Source organism: Streptomyces sp. NPDC029138, assembly GCF_055564375.1.
The window spans coordinates 18,305-41,503 of the sequence record NZ_JBVHWM010000027.1; the positions used below are offsets into that span (position 1 = coordinate 18,305).

The 23,199-nt window shown below is 73.0% G+C and carries 20 protein-coding genes; 8 read left to right on the top strand and 12 right to left on the bottom strand.

The window, feature by feature from the left end; genetic code table 11:
- Positions 1-195 precede the first annotated feature (195 nt).
- Entirely contained in the window at positions 196-447 is a 252-nt protein-coding gene (locus ACZ4WH_RS21530) for a WhiB family transcriptional regulator (RefSeq protein ID WP_468182729.1), read from the top strand.
- 30 nt (positions 448-477) lie between these two features.
- On the opposite strand, the gene ACZ4WH_RS21535 is transcribed toward ACZ4WH_RS21530, so the two are convergent.
- From ACZ4WH_RS21535 to ACZ4WH_RS21555, 5 genes are all read right to left on the bottom strand, one after another.
- On the bottom strand, positions 478-927 hold the full coding sequence (locus ACZ4WH_RS21535; RefSeq protein WP_468182730.1) for a DUF6098 family protein: 450 nt from the start codon (positions 925-927) through the stop codon (positions 478-480).
- Between the two features lie 180 nt (positions 928-1,107).
- Entirely contained in the window at positions 1,108-2,940 is a 1,833-nt protein-coding gene (locus ACZ4WH_RS21540) for a sensor histidine kinase (RefSeq protein ID WP_468182732.1), read from the bottom strand.
- Positions 2,937-3,644: a response regulator transcription factor gene (locus tag ACZ4WH_RS21545; protein WP_468182734.1), complete on the bottom strand. Its 708-nt coding sequence runs from the start codon at positions 3,642-3,644 to the stop codon at positions 2,937-2,939. The genes ACZ4WH_RS21540 and ACZ4WH_RS21545 overlap by 4 nt, the downstream gene beginning before the upstream one ends.
- 20 nt (positions 3,645-3,664) lie before the next feature.
- Complete coding sequence (locus tag ACZ4WH_RS21550; protein ID WP_468182736.1) at positions 3,665-4,399, bottom strand: L,D-transpeptidase family protein; 735 nt, start codon at positions 4,397-4,399, stop codon at positions 3,665-3,667.
- Positions 4,400-4,471: 72 nt separating this feature from the next.
- Positions 4,472-5,881, bottom strand: coding sequence for a M1 family metallopeptidase (locus tag ACZ4WH_RS21555; protein WP_468182738.1), 1,410 nt, complete (start codon positions 5,879-5,881; stop codon positions 4,472-4,474).
- Positions 5,882-6,095: 214 nt separating this feature from the next.
- Between ACZ4WH_RS21555 and ACZ4WH_RS21560 the strand changes: the two genes are divergently transcribed.
- Positions 6,096-6,443: a DUF488 domain-containing protein gene (locus ACZ4WH_RS21560; protein ID WP_468182740.1), complete on the top strand. Its 348-nt coding sequence runs from the start codon at positions 6,096-6,098 to the stop codon at positions 6,441-6,443.
- A gap of 2 nt (positions 6,444-6,445) precedes the next feature.
- Here the strand turns inward: ACZ4WH_RS21560 and ACZ4WH_RS21565 are convergent, their stop codons facing one another.
- A complete protein-coding gene (locus ACZ4WH_RS21565; protein ID WP_468182742.1) occupies positions 6,446-8,119 on the bottom strand; it encodes an FAD-binding dehydrogenase in 1,674 nt (557 codons plus the stop codon).
- 91 nt (positions 8,120-8,210) lie between these two features.
- Positions 8,211-8,831 carry a TetR/AcrR family transcriptional regulator gene (locus ACZ4WH_RS21570; protein ID WP_468182744.1) on the bottom strand — a complete coding sequence of 207 codons (621 nt, stop codon included), beginning with the start codon at positions 8,829-8,831 and terminating at the stop codon, positions 8,211-8,213.
- Positions 8,832-8,944: 113 nt separating this feature from the next.
- Here ACZ4WH_RS21570 and ACZ4WH_RS21575 point away from each other — a divergent pair, with 113 nt between their 5' ends.
- The 3 genes from ACZ4WH_RS21575 to ACZ4WH_RS21585 all read left to right on the top strand — a co-directional run bounded on the left by ACZ4WH_RS21575 (position 8,945) and on the right by ACZ4WH_RS21585 (position 11,727).
- Positions 8,945-9,574: an alpha-ketoglutarate-dependent dioxygenase AlkB gene (locus ACZ4WH_RS21575; protein ID WP_468182746.1), complete on the top strand. Its 630-nt coding sequence runs from the start codon at positions 8,945-8,947 to the stop codon at positions 9,572-9,574.
- A gap of 80 nt (positions 9,575-9,654) precedes the next feature.
- A complete protein-coding gene (locus ACZ4WH_RS21580) occupies positions 9,655-10,401 on the top strand; it encodes an MBL fold metallo-hydrolase (protein ID WP_468182748.1) in 747 nt (248 codons plus the stop codon).
- 90 nt (positions 10,402-10,491) lie between these two features.
- Entirely contained in the window at positions 10,492-11,727 is a 1,236-nt protein-coding gene (locus ACZ4WH_RS21585; protein WP_468182750.1) for a DUF4032 domain-containing protein, read from the top strand.
- Position 11,728: 1 nt separating this feature from the next.
- On the opposite strand, the gene ACZ4WH_RS21590 is transcribed toward ACZ4WH_RS21585, so the two are convergent.
- Positions 11,729-12,595 carry a universal stress protein gene (locus ACZ4WH_RS21590; RefSeq protein WP_468182752.1) on the bottom strand — a complete coding sequence of 289 codons (867 nt, stop codon included), beginning with the start codon at positions 12,593-12,595 and terminating at the stop codon, positions 11,729-11,731.
- A gap of 260 nt (positions 12,596-12,855) precedes the next feature.
- On the opposite strand from ACZ4WH_RS21590, the gene ACZ4WH_RS21595 reads away from it, so the two are divergent.
- From ACZ4WH_RS21595 to ACZ4WH_RS21605, 3 genes are read left to right on the top strand one after another with little or no spacing between them, the layout of a single operon-like run.
- The gene (locus ACZ4WH_RS21595) at positions 12,856-14,532 is read left to right on the top strand and encodes an NAD(P)/FAD-dependent oxidoreductase (RefSeq protein ID WP_468182754.1); all 1,677 of its coding nucleotides are present in this window, start codon (positions 12,856-12,858) and stop codon (positions 14,530-14,532) included.
- Positions 14,529-15,980 (top strand): ATP-binding protein, encoded by a 1,452-nt coding sequence (locus ACZ4WH_RS21600; RefSeq protein WP_468182756.1) that lies wholly within the window; start codon positions 14,529-14,531, stop codon positions 15,978-15,980. Before ACZ4WH_RS21595 ends, ACZ4WH_RS21600 begins: the two co-directional genes overlap by 4 nt.
- Positions 15,977-16,327, top strand: coding sequence for a UBP-type zinc finger domain-containing protein (locus tag ACZ4WH_RS21605; protein WP_468182758.1), 351 nt, complete (start codon positions 15,977-15,979; stop codon positions 16,325-16,327). Before ACZ4WH_RS21600 ends, ACZ4WH_RS21605 begins: the two co-directional genes overlap by 4 nt.
- Positions 16,328-16,388: 61 nt before the next feature.
- Here ACZ4WH_RS21605 and ACZ4WH_RS21610 read toward each other — a convergent pair whose 3' ends face one another.
- The 4 genes from ACZ4WH_RS21610 to ACZ4WH_RS21625 all read right to left on the bottom strand — a co-directional run bounded on the left by ACZ4WH_RS21610 (position 16,389) and on the right by ACZ4WH_RS21625 (position 23,159).
- Positions 16,389-17,609, bottom strand: a complete 1,221-nt coding sequence (locus ACZ4WH_RS21610) for an SGNH/GDSL hydrolase family protein (protein WP_468182760.1) — start codon at positions 17,607-17,609, stop codon at positions 16,389-16,391.
- Complete coding sequence (locus ACZ4WH_RS21615; protein ID WP_468182762.1) at positions 17,606-19,957, bottom strand: glycosyl hydrolase family 95 catalytic domain-containing protein; 2,352 nt, start codon at positions 19,955-19,957, stop codon at positions 17,606-17,608. Before ACZ4WH_RS21615 ends, ACZ4WH_RS21610 begins: the two co-directional genes overlap by 4 nt.
- 142 nt (positions 19,958-20,099) lie before the next feature.
- The gene (locus ACZ4WH_RS21620; RefSeq protein ID WP_468182765.1) at positions 20,100-21,899 is read right to left on the bottom strand and encodes an alpha-galactosidase D; all 1,800 of its coding nucleotides are present in this window, start codon (positions 21,897-21,899) and stop codon (positions 20,100-20,102) included.
- A 36-nt stretch (positions 21,900-21,935) separates the two neighbouring features.
- Positions 21,936-23,159 (bottom strand): ROK family protein, encoded by a 1,224-nt coding sequence (locus ACZ4WH_RS21625; protein WP_468182767.1) that lies wholly within the window; start codon positions 23,157-23,159, stop codon positions 21,936-21,938.
- Positions 23,160-23,199 lie beyond the last annotated feature (40 nt).

Below are 23,199 nucleotides of genomic sequence, written 5' to 3' on the forward strand. Positions count from 1 at the left end.
CGGCCCCTCGCCGGGCCGGCGCCACCCGGGGCGACCGCCGCGCGTTCGTCACCCGATCTCCCACCCGTTGCGCCGTTTCACGCCCTCCCGACCGGTCACCCGAGACCGGAGAACGCGTGCGGAACGCCTTGGCGACCCATGGGCGACGCATGTGACAGGGCACGGACGACTTCGATCCGAACCAGGAGACTTCCGATGGACAACTGGCGCGACCATGCCGCGTGCCGTCTCGAGGACCCCGATCTGTTCTTTCCGATCGGCACCACCGGACCCGCGCAGGTGCAGGCCCAGCGGGCCAAGGCGGTGTGCGGGCGCTGCCCGGTCCGGGAGCAGTGCCTGGACTGGGCGCTGGACACGGGCCAGAGCATCGGAATCTGGGGCGGTACGACGGAGCTGGAACGCCGGGCACTGCGGCGCCGCGCCCGCTCCCGGCAACGCTCCGGCTGACCGGCGGCCCGGGAGGGGCGGGAGTGGGGCTCAGCGGCCACCGCGGCGCAGGGTCCCCCACTCCCGCTCCTGCCGGGTCACCTCGTCACGGGCCGCGTCGATCACCTCGTCGGCGATCCAGCACAGCGGCTCGACGTCGGCCACGAGGGGCTCGTTGTCGGGGCCCCGGCCCGTCTCCCGGCCCCGCAGGACCCAGGGGCGCACACCGGGGCCCTTGTCGTGCGGCAGGTGCGCGTAGTCGTACAGGCGGCGCGCCACCCACAGCTCCACCGACCGGCCCTCCCACCAGTTCTCGACGTCGAGCGGGTTGGCGGACAGCCCGGGCATGGGGACGCCAGTCAGCTCGTCGGTGCTGGACACGTCGTCGAGGTCGGTGCCCGGTCCCTTCGACCAGCGCACGTACAGGCCCTGGTGCCGTTCCACCAGGCGGGCCACCTCGGCCAGCGTGGACACGACCGGCAGGTCCTCCGGTCCGCTCATGGCACGACCTCCCTGTGCTGCCTCCCTGTGCTGCGCCTTGCGCGACCGGAGTACCCCCGGCGCGCCCCGGAAATCGGACCCCATTACTCCGCTCCGGGCTCGTCCGTCCCACTCTCCGGCCTCCTCCGCCCCACTCGTCGGGCTCCTCCGCCCCACTCTCCGGCCTCCTCCGCCCCGCTCTCAGGGCTCGTCACCGGGTGGCGGCACGGCCGGGAGCCGCAGGGTGAACACCGCGCCCGCCCCCGGCTCGCTCGCGGCCCCGGCCGTGCCGCCGTGGGCGGCGACCATGTGGCGGACGATCGACAGGCCGAGCCCGCTGCCGCCCGTGCGGCGGCTGCGGGACTTCTCCGCGCGCCAGAACCGTTCGAAGACGTGCGGCAGGTCCTCGGGCGCGATGCCCGGGCCGGTGTCGGTGACGGTGAGCACGGCCTGGTCGCCGTCCCGGCGGGCGGCGAGCGTGACGGTGCCGCCGGCGGGGGTGTGCCGCAGCGCGTTGGAGACCAGGTTCCCGAGGGCCTGCCGCATCCGCACCGGGTCGGCGTCCAGCCAGGCGGCGGCGTCGGCCTCGGTGCGCAGGGCGACCCCGGCGGCGTCGGCGGCGACGCGGTGGGCGGCGGCGACCTGGTCGAGCAGGTCGCCGGCCCGCAGCGGCTCGCGGTGCAGGCGCAGGGTGCCGGCGTCGGCCGCGGCGAGGTCCTGGAGGTCGTCGATGATCCGCTGGAGGACGAGCGCCTCCTCGTGCAGCGAGTCCAGCAGCGCCGGGTCGGGGTCGACGACGCCGTCCCGGACGACCTCCAGCCAGCCCCGGATGTTGGTGAGCGGGCTGCGCAGCTCGTGCGCGATGTCGCTGACCATGGCCTTGCGCTGTGTCTCCAGACGCGCGCGGCGCTCGGTGAGGTCGTTGAAGGCCTCGGCGAGGATGCCGGTCTCGTCGCGGGTGGTCACCGGCACGCGCACGTGCAGCTCGGGCGGCTGCTGCGCGGCCAGCGTGAGCGCGCGCAGCGGCCGGACCAGTCGGACGGCCACGACGGCGGTCACGGCGACGGTGACGGCCAGGACCAGACCGGCCACGCCGACCACCTTGGCCTTGTTGGCCGGTGACATGTCGAAGCGGGCCGGATTCTGGTCGCCGATGCCGAGGAACAGCTCGGCCACCGGGGCGACATAGGGCTGGAGCTGGGTGCGGCGAGCGGTCTGGACACAGCGCTGGGCCGTCCGCGCGGCCTCGCCGGTGCCGAGCTTGGCGTACTTGCCGATCTGATAGCCGCCGAAGGGATCCTTGCCACTGGGGTCGAACATGAGGAACAGCCGTCCGCCGAGGTCGATTCCGTCCTTGTGCAGGCAGGGTCGGATCAGGTCGGACAGGGCGTCCAGGGCCTTCTGCTCGGTCGGGGTGGCGGTGTTGAGCCGGCCGTCCTCGCACACGTCGGCACCGTAGGCGGCGGGGTCGGCGCCGTCCGCCGTGGTGACCACCGGCCGCCCGCTCGCGGTCCGTGCGACGGTGGCCTGGAGGCCGTAGCGCTCGTAGCACCGCTTGCGCTGGGCGGCCAGCGCCTCCAGCTTGGCGCGTTCCGCGGCCGTGAGCAGGTAGGGGCCCACCACGCGCGGGTCGATGCCGCTGAGCTGGGCGCCGGTCTCGGTGTAGGTGTCGGTGCGCAGCGGGTCCACGGTGGCGGCGGGCCGGGGCGGCAGCGGGGTGCCGCGGGGCGCGGAGTCGGCGACCAGGGTGCGGTCGGCGGTGGTGAGGGCGATCCGGCGTCCGGTGCGGGCGGCCAGCTCGCGCAGGGTGTGCCGGACCCCCGACCAGTCGGAGTGGGTGGCGGCGTAGCCGCTGAGCTGGGCGAGGATGTGGTTGTCGGCGGCGAGGTCCTGCCCCTGCTCCTCCTTCAGGGCGCTGGTGGTGGTGGTCACCGCGAGCCAGGCGGTGGCCGCCACGGAACAGACGGCGATCAGCGCGGAGACGAACAGCAGCCGGACGACCAGCCGTTTGCGCACCGGTATCCGGCGCCTCACCGCCGGGTGCCGCTCAGCTTGTAGCCGACGCCGAACACGGTCAGCAGCCGCACCGGCCGCCGCGGGTCGGCCTCGATCTTGCGGCGCAGGTTCATGATGTGCACGTCGACGGCCCGCTCGGTGGAGGCCCGGTCGAAGCCGCGGGTGCAGTGCAGCAGTTGCCGCCGGGTGAACACGCGCTCCGGCTCGCCCGCCATGGCCAGCAGGATCTGGAACTCGGCCGGCGTGCACTCGACCGGCGCGCCGTCGCAGCGCACCTCGTGCCGTACCGGATCGACGCTGATCCCGGCGGCCCGGACGACCGGGTCGTCGTCCCGGGCGCCGACGCCCCGCCCGCTGCGTCTGAGGACCGTGCGGATACGGGCCATCAGCTCGCGTGGGCTGTACGGCTTGGTCAGGTAGTCGTCGGCGCCGACGTCGAGGCCGAGCAGCAGGTCGTCCTCGGCGGAGCGGGCGGTGAGCATGACCACCGGGATGTCCGGCCGCTCCGGGCCGGCGCGCAACGCCCGGCACACGCCGAAGCCGTCGAGGACCGGGAGCATGAGGTCCAGGACGACGAGGTCGGGCCGCAGCCGGCGGGCGGCGTCGAGCGCCGCCGCGCCGTCGTGGACGACCGTGGCGGTGTGGCCCTCGGCCAGCAGCGAGCGGCGGATCAGTTCGGCCTGTTTCTCGTCGTCCTCGGCGACCAGCACATGTGCGCACACGAGTTCGGATCCTAAGCGGCTCAGTGCGCGAGCCAGTCGGCGTACCCCATGACGACGACCGGATGCCGGCCGGGGTCGAGGGTGCGCAGGAGGTCCTTCATGTGCGCCTTGGCGACGCTGACGCAGCCGTGGGTGGGCCCGCCGTGGTCGACGTGCAGCCACACTCCCCCGCCGCGCTCCGGGCCGAGGGGCCTGGTCCAGTCCAGGGGCGAGGTGCCGGGCTCGCGGTTGTAGTCGATGGCGATGACGTAGTCGAAGGAGCCGTCCAGGGATTCGCCCTCGAAGCCGGTGCCGGGCGAGTGGAATCCGCCGGAGCGGTGGTACGGGAGCTTGCTGCCGGGGTCCGGGAGCAGGCCGCCGGCGTCGGAGAGGGTGTAGACGCCGAGGGGGGAGCGCAGGTCGCCGAGCATGTGGTGGGCGCTCCAGCCGCGCAGCGCGTTGTGGGCGGGCCAGGCGGGCCCGGCCTGCCAGCCGGTGGCGGTGCGCTGGTGCAGGACGACCGTGCAGAGCGGGGAGTTCTCGCCGCGCCCGGTGACGACGACGGCCTGCGTGCAGCGCTCGGGTATCGCCGCGGTCCGCTCGGGCCCCAGGCCGGGTATGCCCCGCGGGGCCGGCGGCGTGGCGGTGCCGGGGGTGGGTGCCGGTGCCGGGCGACGGGTGGGGGTCCGGCTTTCGGTCGCCTCGGCTCCGCCGCCGCAGCCGGTGAGCAGCAGCGGGGAGGCGAGGAGAGCGACGGCGGTTCTGCGTTGGATCATGAGTCGATCTTGGCCGACAGTTGTTTGGAAGCGGTCAGCGTGGACGGTGCGGGACGGTGAACCGGTCGCGGTTCAGGGGCGGTCCGGTTTGCCCGGTGTGTACAGCCAGGTGTGGAACAGCCCGTCCAACTGCTTCCCCGAAGTCTTCTCGGCAAGCCTGACGAACTGTGCCGTGGTCCCGTGTCCGCCGCGGTGCCCGGTCGCCCAGGCGCGCAGGATCCGGAAGAAGTCCCGGTCGCCGACGGCCCGGCGCAGCTCGTGCAGGGCCATGGCGCCGCGGGCGTAGACGGGCGTGCCGAAGATGTTCTCGCCACTGCCCGGGTCGCCGGGCGGGTAGTCCCACAACGCGTCGCTCGCGGGCCGGGCGTAGAGGGCGTCGAAGGCCTTCTGGGCGCTGCGGCCGCCGTGCTGCTCGTCGTAGAGCCACTCGGCGTAGGTGGCGAAGCCCTCGTTGAGCCAGATGTCCTTCCAGGCGGTGAGGGTGACGGAGTCGCCGAACCACTGGTGGGCGCTCTCGTGGACGAGGGTGTCGAGGCCGGGTGCGGAGTCGTAGACCGGCCGGGTCTGGGTCTCCAGGGCGTAGCCGACGTCCGGGGCGTGGTCGACGATCGAGCCGGCGGCCCGGAACGGGTACGGCCCGAACAGCTTGCTCTCCCACTCCAGCACGGAGGGCAGCTTCTTCAGGACGGGTGCGGCGGCGCGGGCCTCGCGGGCGTCCACGGCGTTGTACACCTGGATGCCGTCGCGGGTGGTGTACCGCTCGACCTGGAACTTCCCGATGGTCGCGGTGGCGAGGTAGGCGGCCATGGGCTGGGTCTCGCGCCAGCGGAAGGTGGTCGTGCCGTGGGCGGTGCGCTGCCCGAGCAGGACGCCGTTGGCGACGGCGGTGCGCCCCTCGGGCACGGTGATGGTGAAGTCGTACGACGCCTTGTCCTTGGGGTGGCCGTTGGCCGGGAACCAGGTCATCGCGCCCTGTGGCTCTCCCGCGACGAACGCGCCGTCGTCGGTGGGGATCCAGCCGTCCGAAGAGCCGTCGGGGTCGGTGACCGGCTTCGGGGTGCCGTGGTAGGCGACCGTGACGCGGAACTCCTGCCCTGCGCGCAGGGCGTGGCGCGGGGTGACGACGAGTTCCTGGCCGTCGCGCCGGAAGGCCGCCGCCGTGCGGTCGACGGTGACGGCGGTGACCTTCAGGCCCTTCAGGTCGAGGTCGAAGCGGGTCAGCCGCTGGGTGGCGCGGGCGGTGAGCACCGAGGTGGCGTCCAGGCGGCGGGAGGAGGTGTCGTAACGCAGCGTCAGGTCGTAGTGGCGGACGTCGTAGCCGCCGTTGCCGCTGAGCGGGAAGTAGGGGTCGCCCGCGCCGGGCGCTCCGGTGGTGCCCGGGGCCGTGGGCCCGGCGGCGCCGAGGAGGGCGGCCACGGCGACGGGGACGGTGGCGAGGACGGCGGTACGGCGTCGGGCGGGCTGTCTGCGGGGTGGCGTCACATGCGCTCCTCGGGGCTGGCCGGTGATCGACTGGCCGTCAGACTAGGCGCGGCGGGGCCGGGTTTCTCCCTTGTACGGGTCAAGTCCCGCCGGGGCCGGCCGTCACGTCGTGCCGCGTCTGTCCGGGTCACGTCGTGCCGCGTCGCCGCCGGGCGGGCGGGGCGCGGCGCAGTACGCTCGCACAACCGTCCACGACCCGAGAGGGGCCCCGACCGTGAGCGTGCGTGTGCGCCGGATCTACGAACCGCCCGAGCCCGACGACGGCCTGCGCGTGCTGGTCGACCGGCTGTGGCCGCGTGGTCTCGCCAAGGACGCGGCACAGATCGACGAATGGCCGAAGGAACTGACCCCGTCGAGCGAACTGCGCACGTGGTATCACGGCGGGGGCTCCTACGAGGAGTTCCGGAGCCGGTACGAGCAGGAGCTGGAGGCCCCCCGGGCGGCCGAACTGCTGGACCGCCTCAGGGAGTCGGCACGCAAGGGCAGGGTGACCCTCCTCACGGCCTCCAAGAAGACCGAGGAGAGCCACGCGCACGTCCTCGCGGAGCTGGTGAAGGGCTGAGGTCAGCCGGTGTGCCGGGCCGCGTGCCGGCCCGCCGCGCGGCCCGAGAACAGACAGCCGCCGAGGAAGGTGCCCTCCAGGGCGTTGTAGCCGTGGACACCGCCACCGCCGAACCCGGCGACCTCGCCGGCCGCGTACAGCCCCTCGATCGGGGTGCCGTCGGTGCCGAGCGCACGGGAGTCCAGGTCGGTCTGGATGCCGCCGAGGGTCTTGCGGGTCAGCACGTGCATCCGGACCCCGATGAGGGGGCCCGCGGCCGGGTCGAGGAGGCGGTGCGGGGTGGCGACCCGGCCGAGCCGGTCGCCGATGTAGCGGCGGGCGTTGCGGATGCCCTGGACCTGGGCGTCCTTGCTGTAGGGGTTGGCGATCTGGAGGTCGCGGGCCTCGATCTGGCGGCGCACCTCGGCCGCGTCCAGCAGCGGCTTCCCGGTCAGGCCGTTCATCTTCTCGACCAGCCGCTCCAGGTTCCCGGCGGTGACGAAGTCGGCGCCGTGGTCGAGGAAGGCCCGCACCGGTGCGGGGGCGCCCTTGCCGAGCAGCCGGTCGCGCAGCACGGCCTTGCGGTCCTTGGCGGTGATGTCCGGGTTCTGCTCGGAGCCGGAGAGCGCGAACTCCTTCTCGATGATCTTCCGGGTGAGGATGAACCAGGAGTGGTCGTACCCGGCGATGTCCTCGGTGGTGCGCAGGTACCTGAGGGTGCTGAGGGTGTCGTAGCCGGGCAGGCAGGGGTCGGGCAGCCGGCGGCCGAGGGCGTCGAGCCAGACCGAGGACGGGCCGGGCAGGATGCGGATGCCGTGGCCGGGCCATATCGGGTCCCAGTTCCGCAGGCCCTCGGTGTAGTGCCACATGCGGTCGCGGTTGACGAGCCGTACGCCTGCCTCGGCGCTGATGTCGAGCATGCGGCCGTCGACGTAGGCGGGGACGCCGGTGACCATCTCGGCGGGGGGTGTGCCGAGCCGCTCGGGCCAGTGGCGGCGGACGATGTCGTGGTCGGCGCCGATGCCGCCGGTGGTGACGACCACGGCCTGCGCGGTGAGTTCGAAATCGCCGGCGCGGTCGCGGCTGGAGGCGACGCCGCGCGGGGAGTCGTCGGGGGCGAGGACGGTGCCGCGCACGCCGCGTGCCGTGCCGCCCTCGATGACCAGCTCGTCCACCCGGTGGCGGTGGTGGAAGGTCAGCAGTCCGTCCCGGGCGGCCTGCCGGGCGTAGCGCACGAACGGCTCGACCACGCCGGTGCCGGTGCCCCAGGCGATGTGGAAGCGGGGCACCGAGTTGCCGTGCCCGTCCGCCCGCAGGTCGCCGCGCTCGGCCCAGCCGACCGTGGGCAGCAGCTCGATGCCGTGTCCCTGGAGCCAGGACCGCTTCTCGCCGGCCGCGAACTCGACGTAGGCGCGGGCCCAGCGCAGCGCCCAGGAGTCCTCGTCGGCGAGCCGGTCGAACTGCGCGCTGCCCTGCCAGTCGCTCCAGGCGAGGGCGAAGGAGTCCTTGATGCCGAGGCGGCGCTGCTCGGGCGAGTCGACGAGGAAGAGCCCGCCGAAGGACCAGAACGCCTGGCCGCCGAGGTTGGCGGCGTTCTCCTGGTCGACCAGGGCCACCCGGCGGCCCTGACTGGTGAGTTCATGTGCCGCGACCAGGCCGGCGAGACCCGCTCCGACGACGATGACGTCCGCGTCCATGACGACTGTGTCCTTCCTGACGGTGCTCGGTGCCGGTCCGTGCCGGCGCGCGTGCGGCAGCGCTCGTACGACGGTGCCGTTCCGGCCGTGCTCATGTGGCGGGGGTGCGGCTGCCGTCCGTGAGCAGCGCGGTGAGCAGCTGCCCCAGCCAGGCACGGGCGGCCTCGACGTCCCGGTCCAGCAGCAGTTGGGTGGTGACCCCGTCGTACGCGGCGACCACGGCGTGCGCGGCGCCGTCGACGTCGCCGAGCACGGCGGGCAGTGCGGTGTGGCCCCGGGCCCGGGAGAGCCGGTCGGCGATGGCCCGCCGGAGCCGGGCGCGGTGGTCGAGGAGGGCCCGGGCGACGGCCGGGTCCCGGGCGGCGTGCACCAGGAAGTCGGTCTTCACCAGCAGCCAGTCGACGTCGAGCAGCAGTACCTCGGTGACCCGGTCCACGGAGGCGGGCACGTCCAGGTCGGGCCCGTCCTGGGCGAGCGCGTCGGCCACCTGGGCGGCGATGACGTCGGCGCGTTCCTGGTAGAGGGCGAAGAACAGCTCGTCCAGGGTGGCGAAGTTCGAGTAGAAGGCGCCCCGGCTGAATCCGGCCGCCTCGCAGACCTCCTCGATGGAGACGCGCCCGAAGCCCTTGGCCGCGAACACCGCGAACGCGGCGTCGAGCAGCCGGGCGCGGGTGCGGACCCGGCGCCGGGTGACGCGTTTGGCCGTCTCCATGGCTGCCTCCTCCGGTCGGATACGCGAATGTATCGGATACACCGATGTATCGAAACCCTCTGGACCCATTGATCGAATGGAACGCATTTTCGATTAAGGAGTACGCTGGTCCCATGTCCACGCACCTCCAGGGCTCCCTGTTCGACCAGACCGACGAGCTGCGGCTCGGCCCGCTCGACGGGCTGCGCCGGACCGAGCTGGGCGCGGGCGCCTGGATCGACGTACTGCCGGGCTGGCTGAGCGGCGCCGACGACCTGTTCGAACACCTGGCGGCCGAGGTCCCGTGGCGCGCCGAGCACCGCAAGATGTACGACAACGTGGTGGCCGTGCCCCGCCTGCTCGCCTTCTACCAGGCCGAGGACCCGCTGCCCCATCCGGTCCTCGACGAGGCCCGCACCGCCCTGTCCCGGCACTACGCGGACGAACTGGGCGAGCCGTTCACCACCGCCGGGCTGTGCTACTACCGAGACGGCCGTGACAGTGTCGCCTGGCACGGCGACCGGATCGGCCGGGGCTCCCGCGAGGACACGATGGTCGCGATCCTCTCCGTCGGTGAGCCCCGCGACCTGCTGCTGCGGCCGGCCGGCGGGGGCGGTACGGCGGTCCGGCGCCCGCTCGGCCACGGTGACCTCATCGTGATGGGCGGCTCCTGCCAGCGCACCTGGGAGCACTGCGTCCCCAAGACCAGCCGGGCCACCGGACCGCGCATCAGCATCCAGTTCCGTCCGCGGGGCGTGCACTGACGGCCGGGCCGCCTGCGTGGGGTGATCCCCCATCTGGTTGGCTGTCCTCGACGATCCGCCGCTGAGGGCTCGGAGAGATCATGCGGGCAGAGGTAAGACAAGTCGCCGACGGCACCTTTCTGGTGCACGGCCACAACACCAACTGGGTGATCCTCAAGGACGGCGACGCCGTCACACTGGTGGACACCGGGTATCCCGGGGACCGGCCGGGAGTGCTGGAGTCCCTCGCGGCGGTGGGCAGTTCACCGGACGCGGTCGCCGCCGTCCTGATCACCCACGCGCACAACGACCATCTGGGCTCAGCCGAGTACCTGCGTGCCGCCCACGGCACCCCGGTCTATCTCCACCCGGCAGAAGTCCCGCACGCCCGGCGGGAGTTCCTCCAGCAGGCGAGCATCGCCGACGTGGTCCGCAACGCCTGGCGGCCCGGTGTGCTGCCCTGGGCCGTGCACGTGATCCGCGTCGGCGGCACCGAGCAGCACCCCGTCACGGCACCCGAGCCGTTCCCCGCCGAGGGAGCGCTCGACCTGCCGGGGCGCCCGGTCCCCGTGCACACCCCCGGTCACACGGACGGCCACTGCGTCTACCACCTGCCCGACGCAGGCATCGTGATCTCCGGAGACGCCCTGGTCAGCGGGCACGCCACCTCCCGGGTCAAGGGCCCGCAGCTGCTGCCCGACTTCTTCCACCACGACCGCGCCCGGACGCTGGCCTCCCTGGACGTGGTCGGCGCGCTCGACGGCGACACGCTGCTGCCCGGCCACGGACCGGTCCACCACGGCTCGGTGCGGGCCGCGGCCGAGCAGGCCCGGGAACGGGCCTCGTAGGAGGGCCGGGGCGCCTGGCGGACCGAGCTTGCGAGCCTCCTGGCGGACCGGCCTCCTCGAACAGGCGCGCGAGGCCTTAGGGTTCGTGCCATGGCCTTGCAGATCAGCGCCACGAACCCGGAGCACCCCGCGCTCCTGCTCGCCCTGCCGTGGGACACCCCGCTGGAGGAGTGGCCCGAGGAGTACCTCGTGCCGCTCCCACGCGGCATCTCCCGGCACGTGGTGCGCTACGCGCACGCCGGCGACGAGGTGATCGCCGTCAAGGAGCTGGCCGAGCGGCCCGCGCTGCGCGAGTACGAGCTGCTGCGCGACCTGGACCGGCTCGGCATCCCCGCCGTCGACCCCCTCGCCGTGGTCACCGGCCGCACCGACCCCTCCGGCGCCCCGCTGGAGCCGGTGCTCGTCACCCGGCATCTGCGCGGCTCGATGCCGTACCGGTCGATGTTCGAGACGACCATGCGCCCGGCGACCATGCACCGGCTCATGGACGCCCTCGCCGTGCTGCTGGTCCGCCTCCACCTGGCCGGGTTCGCCTGGGGCGACTGCTCGCTGTCCAACACCCTCTTCCGGCGGGACGCGGGCGCCTACGCGGCCTATCTGGTCGACGCCGAGACCGGCGACCTGCACCCCCGGCTCAGCCCCGGGCAGCGGGAGTACGACCTGGACCTGGCCCGCGTGAACATCAGCGGCGAGCTGCTGGACCTGGAGGCGTCCGGGGCGCTGCACCCGTCCGTCGACCCGGTCGAGTTCGGCCACGAGATCTGCACCCGCTATCAGGGGCTGTGGCAGGAGCTGACCCGCACCTCGGTGTATCCGGCCGGCAAGTACCACTACATCGAGCGCCGCATCCGCCGCCTGAACGACCTCGGTTTCGACGTCGCCGAGATGCAGATCGAGCACTCGTCCAACGGCGACACCGTCACCTTCGTGCCGAAGGTGGTCGACGCCGGCCACCACCAGCGGCAGCTGCTCCGGCTGACCGGCCTGGACGCCGAGGAGAACCAGGCGCGGCGGCTGCTGAACGACCTGGAGAGCTGGATGGCCACCCAGGACGACTACGCGCCCGGCGATCCCCTGGCCGCCCGCCCGGAGGTACTCGCCCACCGCTGGGTGCGGGACGTGTTCCGGCCGACCGTGCGGGCGGTGCCGCCGGAGCTGCGCGGCTCCATGGACCCGGCCGAGATCTACCACGAACTCCTCGAACACCGCTGGTACCTGTCCGAGCGCGCGCAGCACGACATAGGCCTCGACACCGCCGTGAAGGACTACATCGACAACGTCCTGCCCAAGGCCCGGGCCGGCCTGGAGGCGGCCGGCCCGGAGTAGGTCACTCGTGCGGGACCACGGCCACCGGGCAGTCGGCATGGTGCAGCACCCCGTGCGCGACCGAGCCGATCCGGGCGCCGACGGCCGTACGGTGTGCCCGGCGCCCGACGACCATCAGCTGGGCCCGGCCGGCCATCGACAGCAGCACCTGGCCGGCGCTGCCCATCTCCACGTGCTCGGCCACGGGCACCTCGGGGAACCGCTCCCGCCACGGCTGGACGGCCTCGGCCAGCGCCTGCTTCTCGTACGGTTCGAGACCGCCCGCTTCGTCCAGCAGCTTGAGCGAACCGGGGCTGTAGGCGAAGACCGGCGGCAGGGTCCAGGCCCGGACCGCGCGGACGGCCGCGCCACGGGCGGCCGCCGTCTCGAACGCGAACCGCAGCGCCGCCTCACTGTCCTCGGGGCCGCCCTGCTGGCCGACCACGATGTCCCGGCCGGCCGCCTCCGCCGCGGGCTGGTCCTCGGCGCGCACCAGGACCACGGGCCGGGTGGCCTCCGCGATCACCTGCTGACCGACGGAGCCGAGCAGGAACCCGACGACGGGGCCGTGGCCGCGCGAACCGAGCACCAGCATCTCGGCCTCGGCCGCCGCGCCGGCCAGCGCGTGCGCGGCCGCGCCCTCCACCACGTCGGTGGTCACCGTCAGCTCCGGATGCCGCTCGGAGACGGTACGCACGGCCTCCGTGACGCCCTCCGACACCCACCCGCGCTGGGTGTCCCGGTCGGCGGTGGCGAGCGCCTCGGCGTACCGCCAGGCATGGACGACCCGCAGCGGCAGCCCCCGGCGTACGGCCTCCCGGGCCGCCCAGTCGAGCGCGGCCAGACTTTCCGCCGTACCGTCCACCCCTGCCGTGATCGGGCGTGTCATCCGTGGGCCTCCTCGTCGTCGCGTGCTCATGGTCCCGGTACCCGCTGTCGGGCACCGGCGCGCACCGTCATGATGATCTCTCCCACGAGCCGTCGCACCGGTTCCCCGGGCAGCGGGCGCGCTCGACGGGCGCTGTGAGGCAAGTGCTGGTCTCCGTCGGACAAGCGGAACCCGGTGAACCGAACATACGATGGCCTGGAACCGGTGCGGTGGTCCGCACGACACCGACCGGGGGGATCCGGCACTCGGGTGGGAGACGTATGGCACAGGCCGCCGACACCGCGCGGACCGTCATCCTGACCGTGGACGACGACCCGGGGGTCTCCCGTGCCGTCGCCCGCGATCTCAGACGGCGCTACGGCGAGTCGTACCGGATCGTGCGCGCGGAGTCCGGCGAGTCCGCGCTGGACGCCCTGCGCGAGCTGAAGCTGCGCGGCGACCTGGTCGCGGTGATCCTGGCCGACTACCGCATGCCGCAGATGAACGGCATCGAGTTCCTGGAACAGGCCCTCGACGTGTATCCGGGGGCGCGCCGGGTGCTGCTGACCGCGTACGCGGACACCAACGCGGCGATCGACGCGATCAACGTGGTCGACCTGGACCACTATCTGCTCAAGCCCTGGGATCCGCCGGAGGAGAAGCTCTACCCGGTCCTGGACGATCTGCTGGACGCGTGGCGCAACAGCGCCTACAAGCCGGTGCCGAGCACCAAGGTCGTCGGGCACCGCTGGTCGGCGCGCTCCTCGGACGTGCGGGAGTTCCTGGCCCGCAACCAGGTGCCGTACCGCTGGTACTCGGTGGAGGAGCCGGAGGGGCAGCGGCTGCTGGCGGCGGCCGGGCAGGACGGGCAGCGGCTGCCGCTGGTGATCACCCCGGACTGCACGGTCCTGGTCGAGCCCGAGGCGCCCGAGCTGGCCGCGCAGGTTGGCCTGGCGACGACGCCGACGGCCGACTTCTACGACCTCGTCGTGATCGGCGGCGGCCCGGCCGGGCTCGGCGCGGCCGTGTACGGGGCCTCCGAAGGCCTGCGGACCGTGCTGGTGGAGCGCTCGGCGACCGGCGGTCAGGCCGGGCAGAGTTCCCGGATCGAGAACTACCTCGGCTTCCCCGACGGGGTCTCCGGCGCCCAGCTCACCGACCGGGCCCGGCGGCAGGCGGCCAAGTTCGGCGCCGAGATCCTGACCACCCGCGAGGTGACGGGCCTCGAGGTCAACGGCGCCGCACGGGTCGTACGGTTCGCGGACGGCTCCGCGATCGCCGCGCACAGCGTGATCCTCGCGACCGGGGTGCAGTACCGGCAGCTGGAGGCCGCGGGCTGTACCGACCTGACCGGCTGCGGGGTGTTCTACGGCTCGGCCCTGACCGAGGCCGCCTCCTGCCAGGGCCAGGACGTGTACATCGTCGGCGGCGCCAACTCGGCGGGCCAGGCGGCGATGTACCTGTCGCGGGGCGCGAAGTCGGTGACGCTGCTGGTGCGCGGCCCGGACCTGTCGGCGTCCATGTCGCACTATCTGATCCAGCAGATCAACGAGGCCCCGAACATATCGGTGCGCTGCCGCACGGTCGTCGAGGAGGCGCACGGCTCCGAGCACCTGGAGCAGCTGACGCTGCGGCACACGGTGACCGGGGAGAGGGAACGGGTCGACGCGCAGTGGATGTTCGTGTTCATCGGCGCCGCCCCGCTGACCGACTGGCTGGGTGACACCGTGCTGCGCGACGAGCGCGGGTTCATCCTGGCCGGGCCCGACCTGACCGCCGACGGACGGCCGCCGGGCGGCTGGGAGCTGGACCGGTCGCCGTACCACCTGGAGACCAGCATCCCCGGGGTGTTCGTGGCGGGTGACGCGCGCGCCGAGTCCGCCAAGCGTGTCGCGTCCGCCGTCGGAGAGGGAGCCATGGCCGTGATGCTCGTCCACCGGTACCTGGAGCAGTCGTGAGCGGGCAGATCGTGGCGTGCAGCCCGCAGGAGATCGGCTCGCTGTTCCTCTTCGAGAAACTGACCTCCGAGCAGTTGGGCCGGCTCTGCGCCCAGGGCCGGGTCGAGCTGTTCCAGCCCGGCCCGGTCTACACCGAGGGCGACCCGGCCACCTGCTTCTTCGTGATGATCGAGGGCACGGCCGTGCTGTCCCGGCGGGTCGGCCGTGACGACGTGGAGGTCACCCGGACCTCGCAGCCCGGGGTGTACGGGGGCGCGATGCAGGCGTACCTCGGCGACCGGGTGCGGCAGGTCTACAACAACTCCATGCGGGTCACCGAGCCGACGCGGTTCTTCGTGCTGCCGGCGGACCTCTTCGCGGACGTCGTGCGCGAGTGGTTCCCGATGGCCGTGCACCTGCTGGAGGGCCTGTTCTTCGGGACGAAGAACACCCAGGCGATGGTCGGGCAGCGGGAGCGCCTGCTGGCGCTGGGCTCGTTGTCGGCGGGGCTGACGCACGAGCTGAACAACCCCGCCGCGGCGGCGGTCCGGGCCACCGCGACCCTGCGGGAGCGCGTCGCGAAGATGCGGCACAAGCTCGCCCTGATCGCCGAGGGCCCCTTCTCCCGCGATGTGCTGGCGAGCCTGATCGAGATCCAGGAGCGCACCGCGGAGCGGGTGGCGAAGGCTCCGGTGCTCAGCCCGCTGGAGGCCAGCGACCGGGAGGACACGCTCACCGACTGGCTGGAGGACCACGGCGTCGACCAGGGCTGGCAGCTGGCGCCCACCTTCGTGCAGGCCGGGCTCGACGTGGACTGGCTGGAACAGGTCGCGGCGGCGGTGGACGAGGAGATCCTGCCCAACGCGGTCGGCTGGCTCAACTACACCATCGAGACCGAGCTGTTGATGAACGAGATCGAGGACTCCACCGCCCGCATCTCGCACCTGGTCGACGCGGCCAAGCAGTACTCGCAGCTGGACCGGGCGCCGTACCGGGTGGTGGACGTCCACGAACTCCTCGACAGCACCCTGCTGATGCTGTCCGGGAAGATCGGTCCGGGCATCGAGATCGTCAAGGAGTACGACCGCACGCTCCCGCCGGTGCCCGCCTACCCGGCCGAGCTGAACCAGGTGTGGACCAACCTGGTGGACAACGCCGTCTCGGCCATGAACAGCGCGGGCGGCGAGGGCACGCTGACCGTGCGGACGGCGCTCCACAACGAGCGGCTGCTGGTCGAGTTCCGGGACACCGGCCCCGGTGTGCCGCCGGAGATCAAGGACCGGATCTTCGACCCGTTCTTCACCACCAAACCGGTGGGCGAGGGCACCGGGCTCGGCCTGGACATCTCCTGGCGGATCGTCGTCAACAAGCACCACGGCGCCCTGCGGGTCGAGTCGGTACCCGGCGACACCCGCTTCCAGGTGCTGCTCCCCCTGACCGCCGAGACGCCCGACGAGGAGCCGGTATGAACGACATCGACGGAATCGACCCCAGCGTCCCGCCCAGCGGCACGGGCTGTGTGGACTGCGAGGAGGCGGGCGGCTGGTGGTTCCACCTCCGCCGGTGCGCGCAGTGCGGCCACATCGGCTGCTGTGACGACTCCCCCTCGAAGCACGCCACCGCCCACTACCGCGAGACGGGGCATCCGCTCATCCAGAGCTTCGAGCCGGGCGAGGACTGGTTCTGGAACTTCGAAACCGACCAGCTGTACGGCTCCGGGCCCGAACTCGCTCCCCCGGACTGCCATCCCGCCGACCAGCCGGTGCCGGGCCCGGCGGGCCGGGTGCCGGCGGACTGGGCGCGGACGCTGCGCTGAGGAACGAGCGGCCGGGCCGGGGTCGCCCCGGCCCGGCCGTCGCGTTCCCCGGGCTCGGCCCTCAGCGGGCGCAGTCGAGGCTGTCCAGGTCGACGGCGTCGGCCATGGCCTGCATGCCCTTGTCGTTGGGGTGGAGGTGGTCGCCGCCGTCGAGGAACGGCAGCATGCGCTCGGGGTCGTACGGGCTGCGCAGCACGCGGTCGAAGTCGGTGACGGCGTCGACGTCGTCGCTGCCGCGCAGGAACCGGTTCACCTCCTGTCGTACGGCTTCCGCGGCCGGGTCCCATTCGGACCAGCCCTTGAACGGTCCGACGGTGGCGGCGACGACGCACGTGCCGGCCGCGTGCGCCCGCCGGGCGATCTCCCGGTAGCCGGCGATCAGATCGGCCGCGGTGACGCCGGTGTGGGCCTTGATGTCGTTCACGCCCTCGAACAGGAAGACCGTGCGCACCCCGGGCTGGGACAGGACGTCCCGGTCCAGCCGGTGCAGGGCGGCCTGTCCGGCGCCGTCCGCGAGGACCCTGTTGCCCGAGACGCCCTCGTTGGCGACGCCCTGGACGGGCGCGCCGGACGCGTTCAGGCGGCGGGCGAGGTAGTCGGGCCAGCGGCGGTTCAGGTCGGTGGTGGACTGCCAGCCGTCGGTGATGGAGTCGCCGAGCGCGACCACGGCACCGCCGGCCGCCCGGGAGGGCTGTACGGCGACGGAGTCGATGTACCACCAGGACCCGGTGGTCCGCGTCCAGTTCGCGGCGCTCTCCTCGGCCGTGTGCTCGCCCTGGCCGATGTACGACGTCTGCATCGCCATCCCGTGACCGGTGGCCGGGCCAGCCGCGTCCGGGGTGCGCAGGCTGACGACCAGATCGGTGCCGGCCGCGATCCTGCCGGGCAGCGGGTCGCTCCAGGCGACGGCTCCGGCCGGGACGGTGACCTCTCGGGCGCCGCCGAAGGTGAGCGGCCGGTTGCTGCCCGGCCGCAGGGCGGCGCCCTCGGCGCGCACGCCGGCGTGGACGCCGTCCAGGGTCAGCGGCCGGTCACCGAAGGCGTTGGTGAAGCGGACGCGGAGGCCGCTGCCGCCGACGCTGGTGTGGACGACGAGCCGGTAGCCCTGGCCGGCCGTGCCCTCGCCCATGCGGTCGGCGCTCGCCGCCCAGGTGACCACGCCGGTGGCCCGGGTGGCGGACTCGGGGAGCGTGGCGGCCCGGGCGGCGGGCACCGACTGGCAGGCCGCGGCGGTGAGCAGGACGGCGAGGACGCGCCGGCAGCGTCCGAACCGGGCGCTCACCGGGCGAAGTCCCGGAGCGTGACGGTCTCGCCGGGCCGGACGCGGACCGTGCGGAACGTTCCCGCGTGTCCCACGGAGGTCGTGGTGCCGCCGATGCTGCGAATCCGTACCTCGGTGGGTTTCCCGTCCCGCCACTCCAGGTCGACGAGGAAGCCGCCGCGGGCGCCCGCTCCGGTCAGCGCACCGGCGGCGGCCCAGGCGTCCGGCAGGGCCGGCAGCAGTTCCAGGTGGCCGGGGCGGGAGTGGAGCAGCATCTCGGCGACGGCGGCCGGGGTGCCGAAGTTGGCGTCGATCTGGAAGATGCCCCGGCCCCGCTCGACCTCGTAGATGTCGAAGAGGTTGGGCGCGGTGCCGTTGCCCCCGCCCGTGGAGGGGCGCAGGTTGGTGACGACGAGCTGGTAGGCCTTGTCGGCGTTCTTCAGCCGGGCCCAGCACAGGGCGCGCCAGGCGTTGGCCCAGCCGAAGCTGTTCATGCCGCGCGCGGTGAGCAGGGCGGTGGCGCCGGTGACGATGTCGGCGGGGGTGGAGCCGTCGGGGCGGATGCGGTCGCCGGGGAAGAGGCCGACGAGCGGGGAGAGATGCCGGTGGGTGGTCTCGCCGAGGTCGTCCGGGGACATCCACTCCTCCAGCCGGCCGGTCCTGGGGCTCACGACGGGCAGGTACAGCTTGTCGCGCAGGGCGCCGACGGTCCGCGCGTACCCGGTGTCCCGGCCCAGCTCACGTGCCGCGGTGCGGTAGTTGCCGAAGAGGGCCCAGACCAGTTCCTGGGCGTAGGTGATGCCCTTGGCGTCGAGCGGGCCCTGCTCGGGCGACCAGTCGCTGTCGGCGATCAGGACCTCGCGGCCGCTGTCGGGCAGCGTGGTGGTGAGCAGCCGGGCCTCCCAGAACTCACAGGCGCCCTTGAGCAGCGGGTAGATCTTCTCCAGGTGGGCGCGCGAGTTGGTGTACTCGTAGTGCTCGAACAGGGAGTTGCACAGCCAGGCGTTGCCGGCCGGATGCCACCACCAGCCTCCGCCGCCGAAGGGGTTGGTGGAGATGGCCAGGGTCCAGCCGGCGTTCTTGCCGCTGGAGTTGCGGTAGCGGTTGCGGGGGTCGTTGAAGAGCCTTCGGGTGAGGTCGGTCCAGGAGGGGAGCTGGGCCACGCAGTAGTCGGTGAACGCGTCGAAGCAGGATGACAGGCCCACCCGGTCCGCCATCCAGTAGTTCATCTGGAGATTGATGTCGGTGTGGTAGTCGCCCATCCAGTCCGGGTCGTTGCCGTCGAGCCAGGGCCCCTGGAGGCCGAGCGGCAGGCTGTCCCGGGAACCGCCGATCATCAGGTACCGGCCGAACTGGACGTATGCGGCCTCCAGTTCCGGGTCGGGTTCGCCGTCGCGGGCGCGGGCCTGGATGCGCTCCCAGGTGTCCAGGGAGCGCTGCTGGGCGGAGGAGGTGCCGAGGGAGAGGCCGAACCGGTCGAACAGGGCGCGGTGGTCGGCGACGTGTGTGCGCAGCAGGGTGTCGGCGGAGTGCCGGGCGGCGGTACGGACCTTGGTGCGGGCCAGCGCCCGGGGGTCCAGGTCGGGGTCGCGGTAGTGGGTGGCGGCGTCGGGGGCGTAGTCGGTGCCGCCGCTGAGCACGACGGTCAGTTCGCGGCAGCCGCTGAACTCCAGGTGCCCGCCGGTCGTGCGGACGGTGCCGCCGCTGCCGTGCGCGGCGATCGCGGCGCCGTAGCGCAGGCCGCCGGGGAAGGCACCGGCGAAGGAGTCCGCCGTGCCGGTCTCGCCGTGGGTGCCGTCGAGCGTGATCGTGCCGGTGTACCGGCCGCCGCCGCTCTGGCTGAAGTGCAGCACGATGACGTCGTCGGGGTGGCTGGCGAAGAGCTGCCGCCGGTAGGTGACGCCGGAGCGGACGTAGGAGGTGGTCACCACGCCCTGGGCGAGGTCGAGGGTGCGGCGGTAGCCGGAGACGGCGGACAGGTCGTGGTCGGGGATGTCGACGGTGAGCCGGGCGAGCAGGGTGAGGGAGCCGAAGTCGTCGCGGCCGTAGGGGAACTGGCCGTCGGCGTCCAGGGTGTCGTTGAGGCCGCCGGTCCACATCGTGACGTCGGTGACGAGGAGCAGTTCCCGGCCGGGGTCGTTGGTGGCGAGGGCGCCGAGGCGGCCGTTGCCGACGGGCAGGCCCTGCTCGATCAGTGAGTGCTCGTCGGCGGGGGCCCGCCACCACAGCTGGTGGCGGGCGTCGGCGGAGGGCACCGCGGTGGGCCGTCGCGGGGCGGCGGTGGCGGTGAAGGAGGGCAGTGAGGCGAGGGCTCCGGTGGCCGCGGCGAGCGCGAGGAAGCCGCGTCTGCTGGGCGGGGTGGGTATCACGGCGGGCTCCGAACTTCGGTGAAGGGGGCGATGCGGCGGCGCCCTGAAGGGGCGCGGGGCTGTATCGGTATGCGGATCCGCCGCGTGAGCGCGAGCGGCCACGACGGACCCGCGGTTCCCTTGCGGCGTTCCCGGCAGAGCGTCAGCGCGGGGACGCGGGGACCTCGATGCGGTCGATGTCCGGGGCGTAGTCCGAACCGCTGTCGAAGGTGACGGTGTTGCTGCCGGCCTTGAGGGTGACGGGGACGCTGACCGTCTCGACGGTCCCCCAGTCACCGGTGGAGGGGAAGCTGTGGCGGGTGGCGGCGCCGGAGCCGGCGGAGACGTTCACCGGGCGGGGGTCGCCGCTGACGTAGGCCACCTTGATCAGATAGGTGCCGGGCCGGTCCACGACCACGTTGTTGAAGCGGAGGCTGCCGCCGACGTAGAGGTCGCCGACCTTCTTGCCGCCGGAGCAGGCGGAGCAGTCGGAGACGGAGGCCCGGCCGCCGAGGGAATTGGCGCCTGCCTCGGCCTCGTAGCCGGTGGTGGTGAGGGCGCTGCCGTGCGGAGTGACGGTGAACAGCCGGGAGCCATGGGCCGGCAGGGCCTCGGTGATCTTGTTCTTGTACAGGCCGAGGTTCTCGTGGTTCCACAGGTCGCGGACCGACGCCTTGCCGGTGAAGCCGAGGGAGGAGAAGTCGGCGGTGACGGCGGCGGGGGCGTCGGCGAGGTTGAACAGGGCGACGGTGTAGGTGCCGTCGGGGTTCTTCGCGTCCCACACCTGCTGTGGGTCGGAGGGGGTGACCGGCCGGGCGGGCGGCGAGTCGCCCTGGTCGACGGCGATGACCTCGCGGTTGGTGAGGAGCTTCACGCCGTAGTCGTCGAGCTTCGTGAGGTCGTCGCCGGTGTAGAGCGGGGACTTGGCGATGGCCCACAGGGTGGCGTAGGTCTGCCGTTCGGCCTTGGTCAGGCCGTCCATGGCGCCGTTGCCGACGTCGAGGGAGTCCAGGTCGTTCCAGCCGCCGGGGCCCGCGTGCTTCGTCCAGCCGGGGGTGTCGGTGAACCGGTCGTCCACCGAGTTCTCCCAGCTGACGAGGGTGTTGCAGTAGCACTCGACGTCGGTGTCGACGCGCCAGCCGTTGGAGTACTTCTTCCAGTCGGCGGCGTGTCCGATGTCCAGGGACCAGGACAGTTCCAGGTGGATGGGGCGGCCGGTGGCGGCGATCGCCTTCTGCCAGGCGGCGACGTCGGCGACGTTGTCGTAGTTCTCGCCGCTCTTGAAGGAGCCGGGGCCGACACCGTCGAGCTTGAGGAAGTCGTAGCCCCAGGAAGCGAGCAACCGGGCCTGGGAGTCTATGTACTTCTGGGTGCACGGCTTGTCGAAGTCGAGCTTGTAGGCGCTGTCCCAGCCGTTGGTGGTGCGCAGGTCGCCGTAGACGATGTCGGCGGTGGTGCAGCCGTCGGCGTGCCAGACCGGCACCTTGCCGTCGCCGTACGCCTCCTTCTCCAGGCCGACGGGCAGGTAGATGCCGGCCTTGAGGCCGAGCCCGTGGATGTGGTCGGCGACCGCCTTCATGCCGTGCGGGAAGCGGACCGGGTCGGCCTGCTGGCGTGCGTAGGCGTCGAACTCGGGTTTCCAGCTCTTGTCCCGCCACCAGCCGGAGTCGATGTTGACGTAGCTGTAGCCGTACGGCTTGAGCTTGGCGGCGAGGGCGTCGGCCTGCTCGAGGACGTTCGCCTCGGTCAGGTAGCTGTAGTCGCCGTCCGGGTTGAGGCCCGGGTACTTGGACGACTGCATGCTCCAACTGGACCAGCCCATGTAGGGCTTGGCGGCCAGGACGGGCGCGGTGTCGGCGTGCGCGGTGGCCGGGACGGCCGTCGCGAGGCCCGCGGTGAGGGCGAGGACGACGGCTGCTCTGAGCCCGCGTGCGGGCAGGACGGAAGACGAGGGTGACCGCATGGGTCTGCCTCCTGGGTGGGTTCGGGTCGGGGCGTCTCAGCCCTTTCCGCCGGCGGGGTTCTGTGTGATGAAGGTCTGGATCGCGGCGGCGGCCGCGCCCCGCGCCCACTCCTCGAAGGGCAGCGGGCGGGTCTGTACGTCCGACCGGGCGGCGGAGCCGAAGGCGGCCGTGGTGAACGCCTCCCGGATCTGTTCGGCGAAGAGGTCGTAGGCGGCCAGCCCCTCACCGGAGATGATCACGCGTTCGGGGCCGAGCAGGTTGGCGACGGTGGCGATGCCCCGGCCGATGGCCTCGCCCGCGCGGGCGTACACCTCGCGCGCGCCGGGCAGGCCCTGGTGGGCGAGGGCCACCGCGGCGGCGCTGTCGGGGACCTGGCGCCCCGTCACCTCGCGCATCCGGGCGACGATCGCGGCGTCCCCGGCGATCGCCTCCACGCAGCCGCGGTTGCCGCAGTGGCACCGGGGGCCGGCGGGGTCGACGACGACGTGCCCGATCTCCCCCGCCACTCCGTGTGCGCCGGCCACCACCCGGCCGTGCACCACGAGTCCGCAGCCGATGCCGGCGCCGACGGTCACCACGGCGAAGTCGCTGAGCCCCGCTCCGGCGCCGAACCACTGCTCGGCGACGGTCAGCGCCCGGACATCGTTGTCGACGGTGACCGGCAGTCCGCAGGCGGTGGCGGCGAGTTCGGCCAGCGGCACGTCCCGCCAGTCCAGGAACGGCGAGTAGCGTACGACCCCTTCGGCGCGGTCGACGTCGCCGGACACGGCGATGCCGAGGCCGGCCACCGGCGCGCCCGACTCGGCGGCGTGCGCGAGGAGTTCGTGGACCAGGCCGGCGACCGAGGCCAGCGCGGGCCCGGCGGTCCGGTCCGGCAGGGGGGCGCGGCGGGCCAGGCGGACCCGGCAGCACAGGTCGGTCAGAACGGCGATCAGCTCGTCGCCGGTCGCCTTCACGCCGACGAAGAGGGCGCGTTCGCCGTTGACCCGGACCAGGCCGGCGGGCCGGCCGAGCACGGGGCGGGCCTCCTCCTCGGCCCCCTCCCCCGGTCCGCCGCCTTCCCCCGGCTCGCCGCCCTCCACCAGGTATCCGGCCGCCAGCAAGGGGCGTACGGCCTTGGTCACGGCGGCCGGGGACAGCCTGGCCCGGCGGCCCGCCTCCAGGCGGGTCAGGGGGCCGTGGGACAGGACCGTCGTGAAGACCTGTGCGGCGGCCGGCGTGTGGGCCGGGAACGTCTCGGCGTGCGGGGTCGAGCGCATGGCCGGGAACCTAAGCCTGTTATTTTCCGCTGTCAATAAA

Coding starts and splice junctions, on each gene's coding strand:
- ACZ4WH_RS21565 (WP_468182742.1), bottom strand. CDS start 8,119: ATGGACGCGGACGTCATCGTCGTCGGAGCGGGTCTCGCCGGCCTGGTC.
- ACZ4WH_RS21590 (WP_468182752.1), bottom strand. CDS start 12,595: ATGACACGCCCGATCACGGCAGGGGTGGACGGTACGGCGGAAAGTCTG.
- ACZ4WH_RS21550 (WP_468182736.1), bottom strand. CDS start 4,399: ATGATCCAACGCAGAACCGCCGTCGCTCTCCTCGCCTCCCCGCTGCTG.
- ACZ4WH_RS21605 (WP_468182758.1), top strand. CDS start 15,977: ATGAACGACATCGACGGAATCGACCCCAGCGTCCCGCCCAGCGGCACG.
- ACZ4WH_RS21530 (WP_468182729.1), top strand. CDS start 196: ATGGACAACTGGCGCGACCATGCCGCGTGCCGTCTCGAGGACCCCGAT.
- ACZ4WH_RS21625 (WP_468182767.1), bottom strand. CDS start 23,159: ATGCGCTCGACCCCGCACGCCGAGACGTTCCCGGCCCACACGCCGGCC.
- ACZ4WH_RS21585 (WP_468182750.1), top strand. CDS start 10,492: ATGGCCTTGCAGATCAGCGCCACGAACCCGGAGCACCCCGCGCTCCTG.
- ACZ4WH_RS21570 (WP_468182744.1), bottom strand. CDS start 8,831: ATGGAGACGGCCAAACGCGTCACCCGGCGCCGGGTCCGCACCCGCGCC.
- ACZ4WH_RS21620 (WP_468182765.1), bottom strand. CDS start 21,899: ATGCGGTCACCCTCGTCTTCCGTCCTGCCCGCACGCGGGCTCAGAGCA.
- ACZ4WH_RS21535 (WP_468182730.1), bottom strand. CDS start 927: ATGAGCGGACCGGAGGACCTGCCGGTCGTGTCCACGCTGGCCGAGGTG.
- ACZ4WH_RS21595 (WP_468182754.1), top strand. CDS start 12,856: ATGGCACAGGCCGCCGACACCGCGCGGACCGTCATCCTGACCGTGGAC.
- ACZ4WH_RS21575 (WP_468182746.1), top strand. CDS start 8,945: ATGTCCACGCACCTCCAGGGCTCCCTGTTCGACCAGACCGACGAGCTG.
- ACZ4WH_RS21580 (WP_468182748.1), top strand. CDS start 9,655: ATGCGGGCAGAGGTAAGACAAGTCGCCGACGGCACCTTTCTGGTGCAC.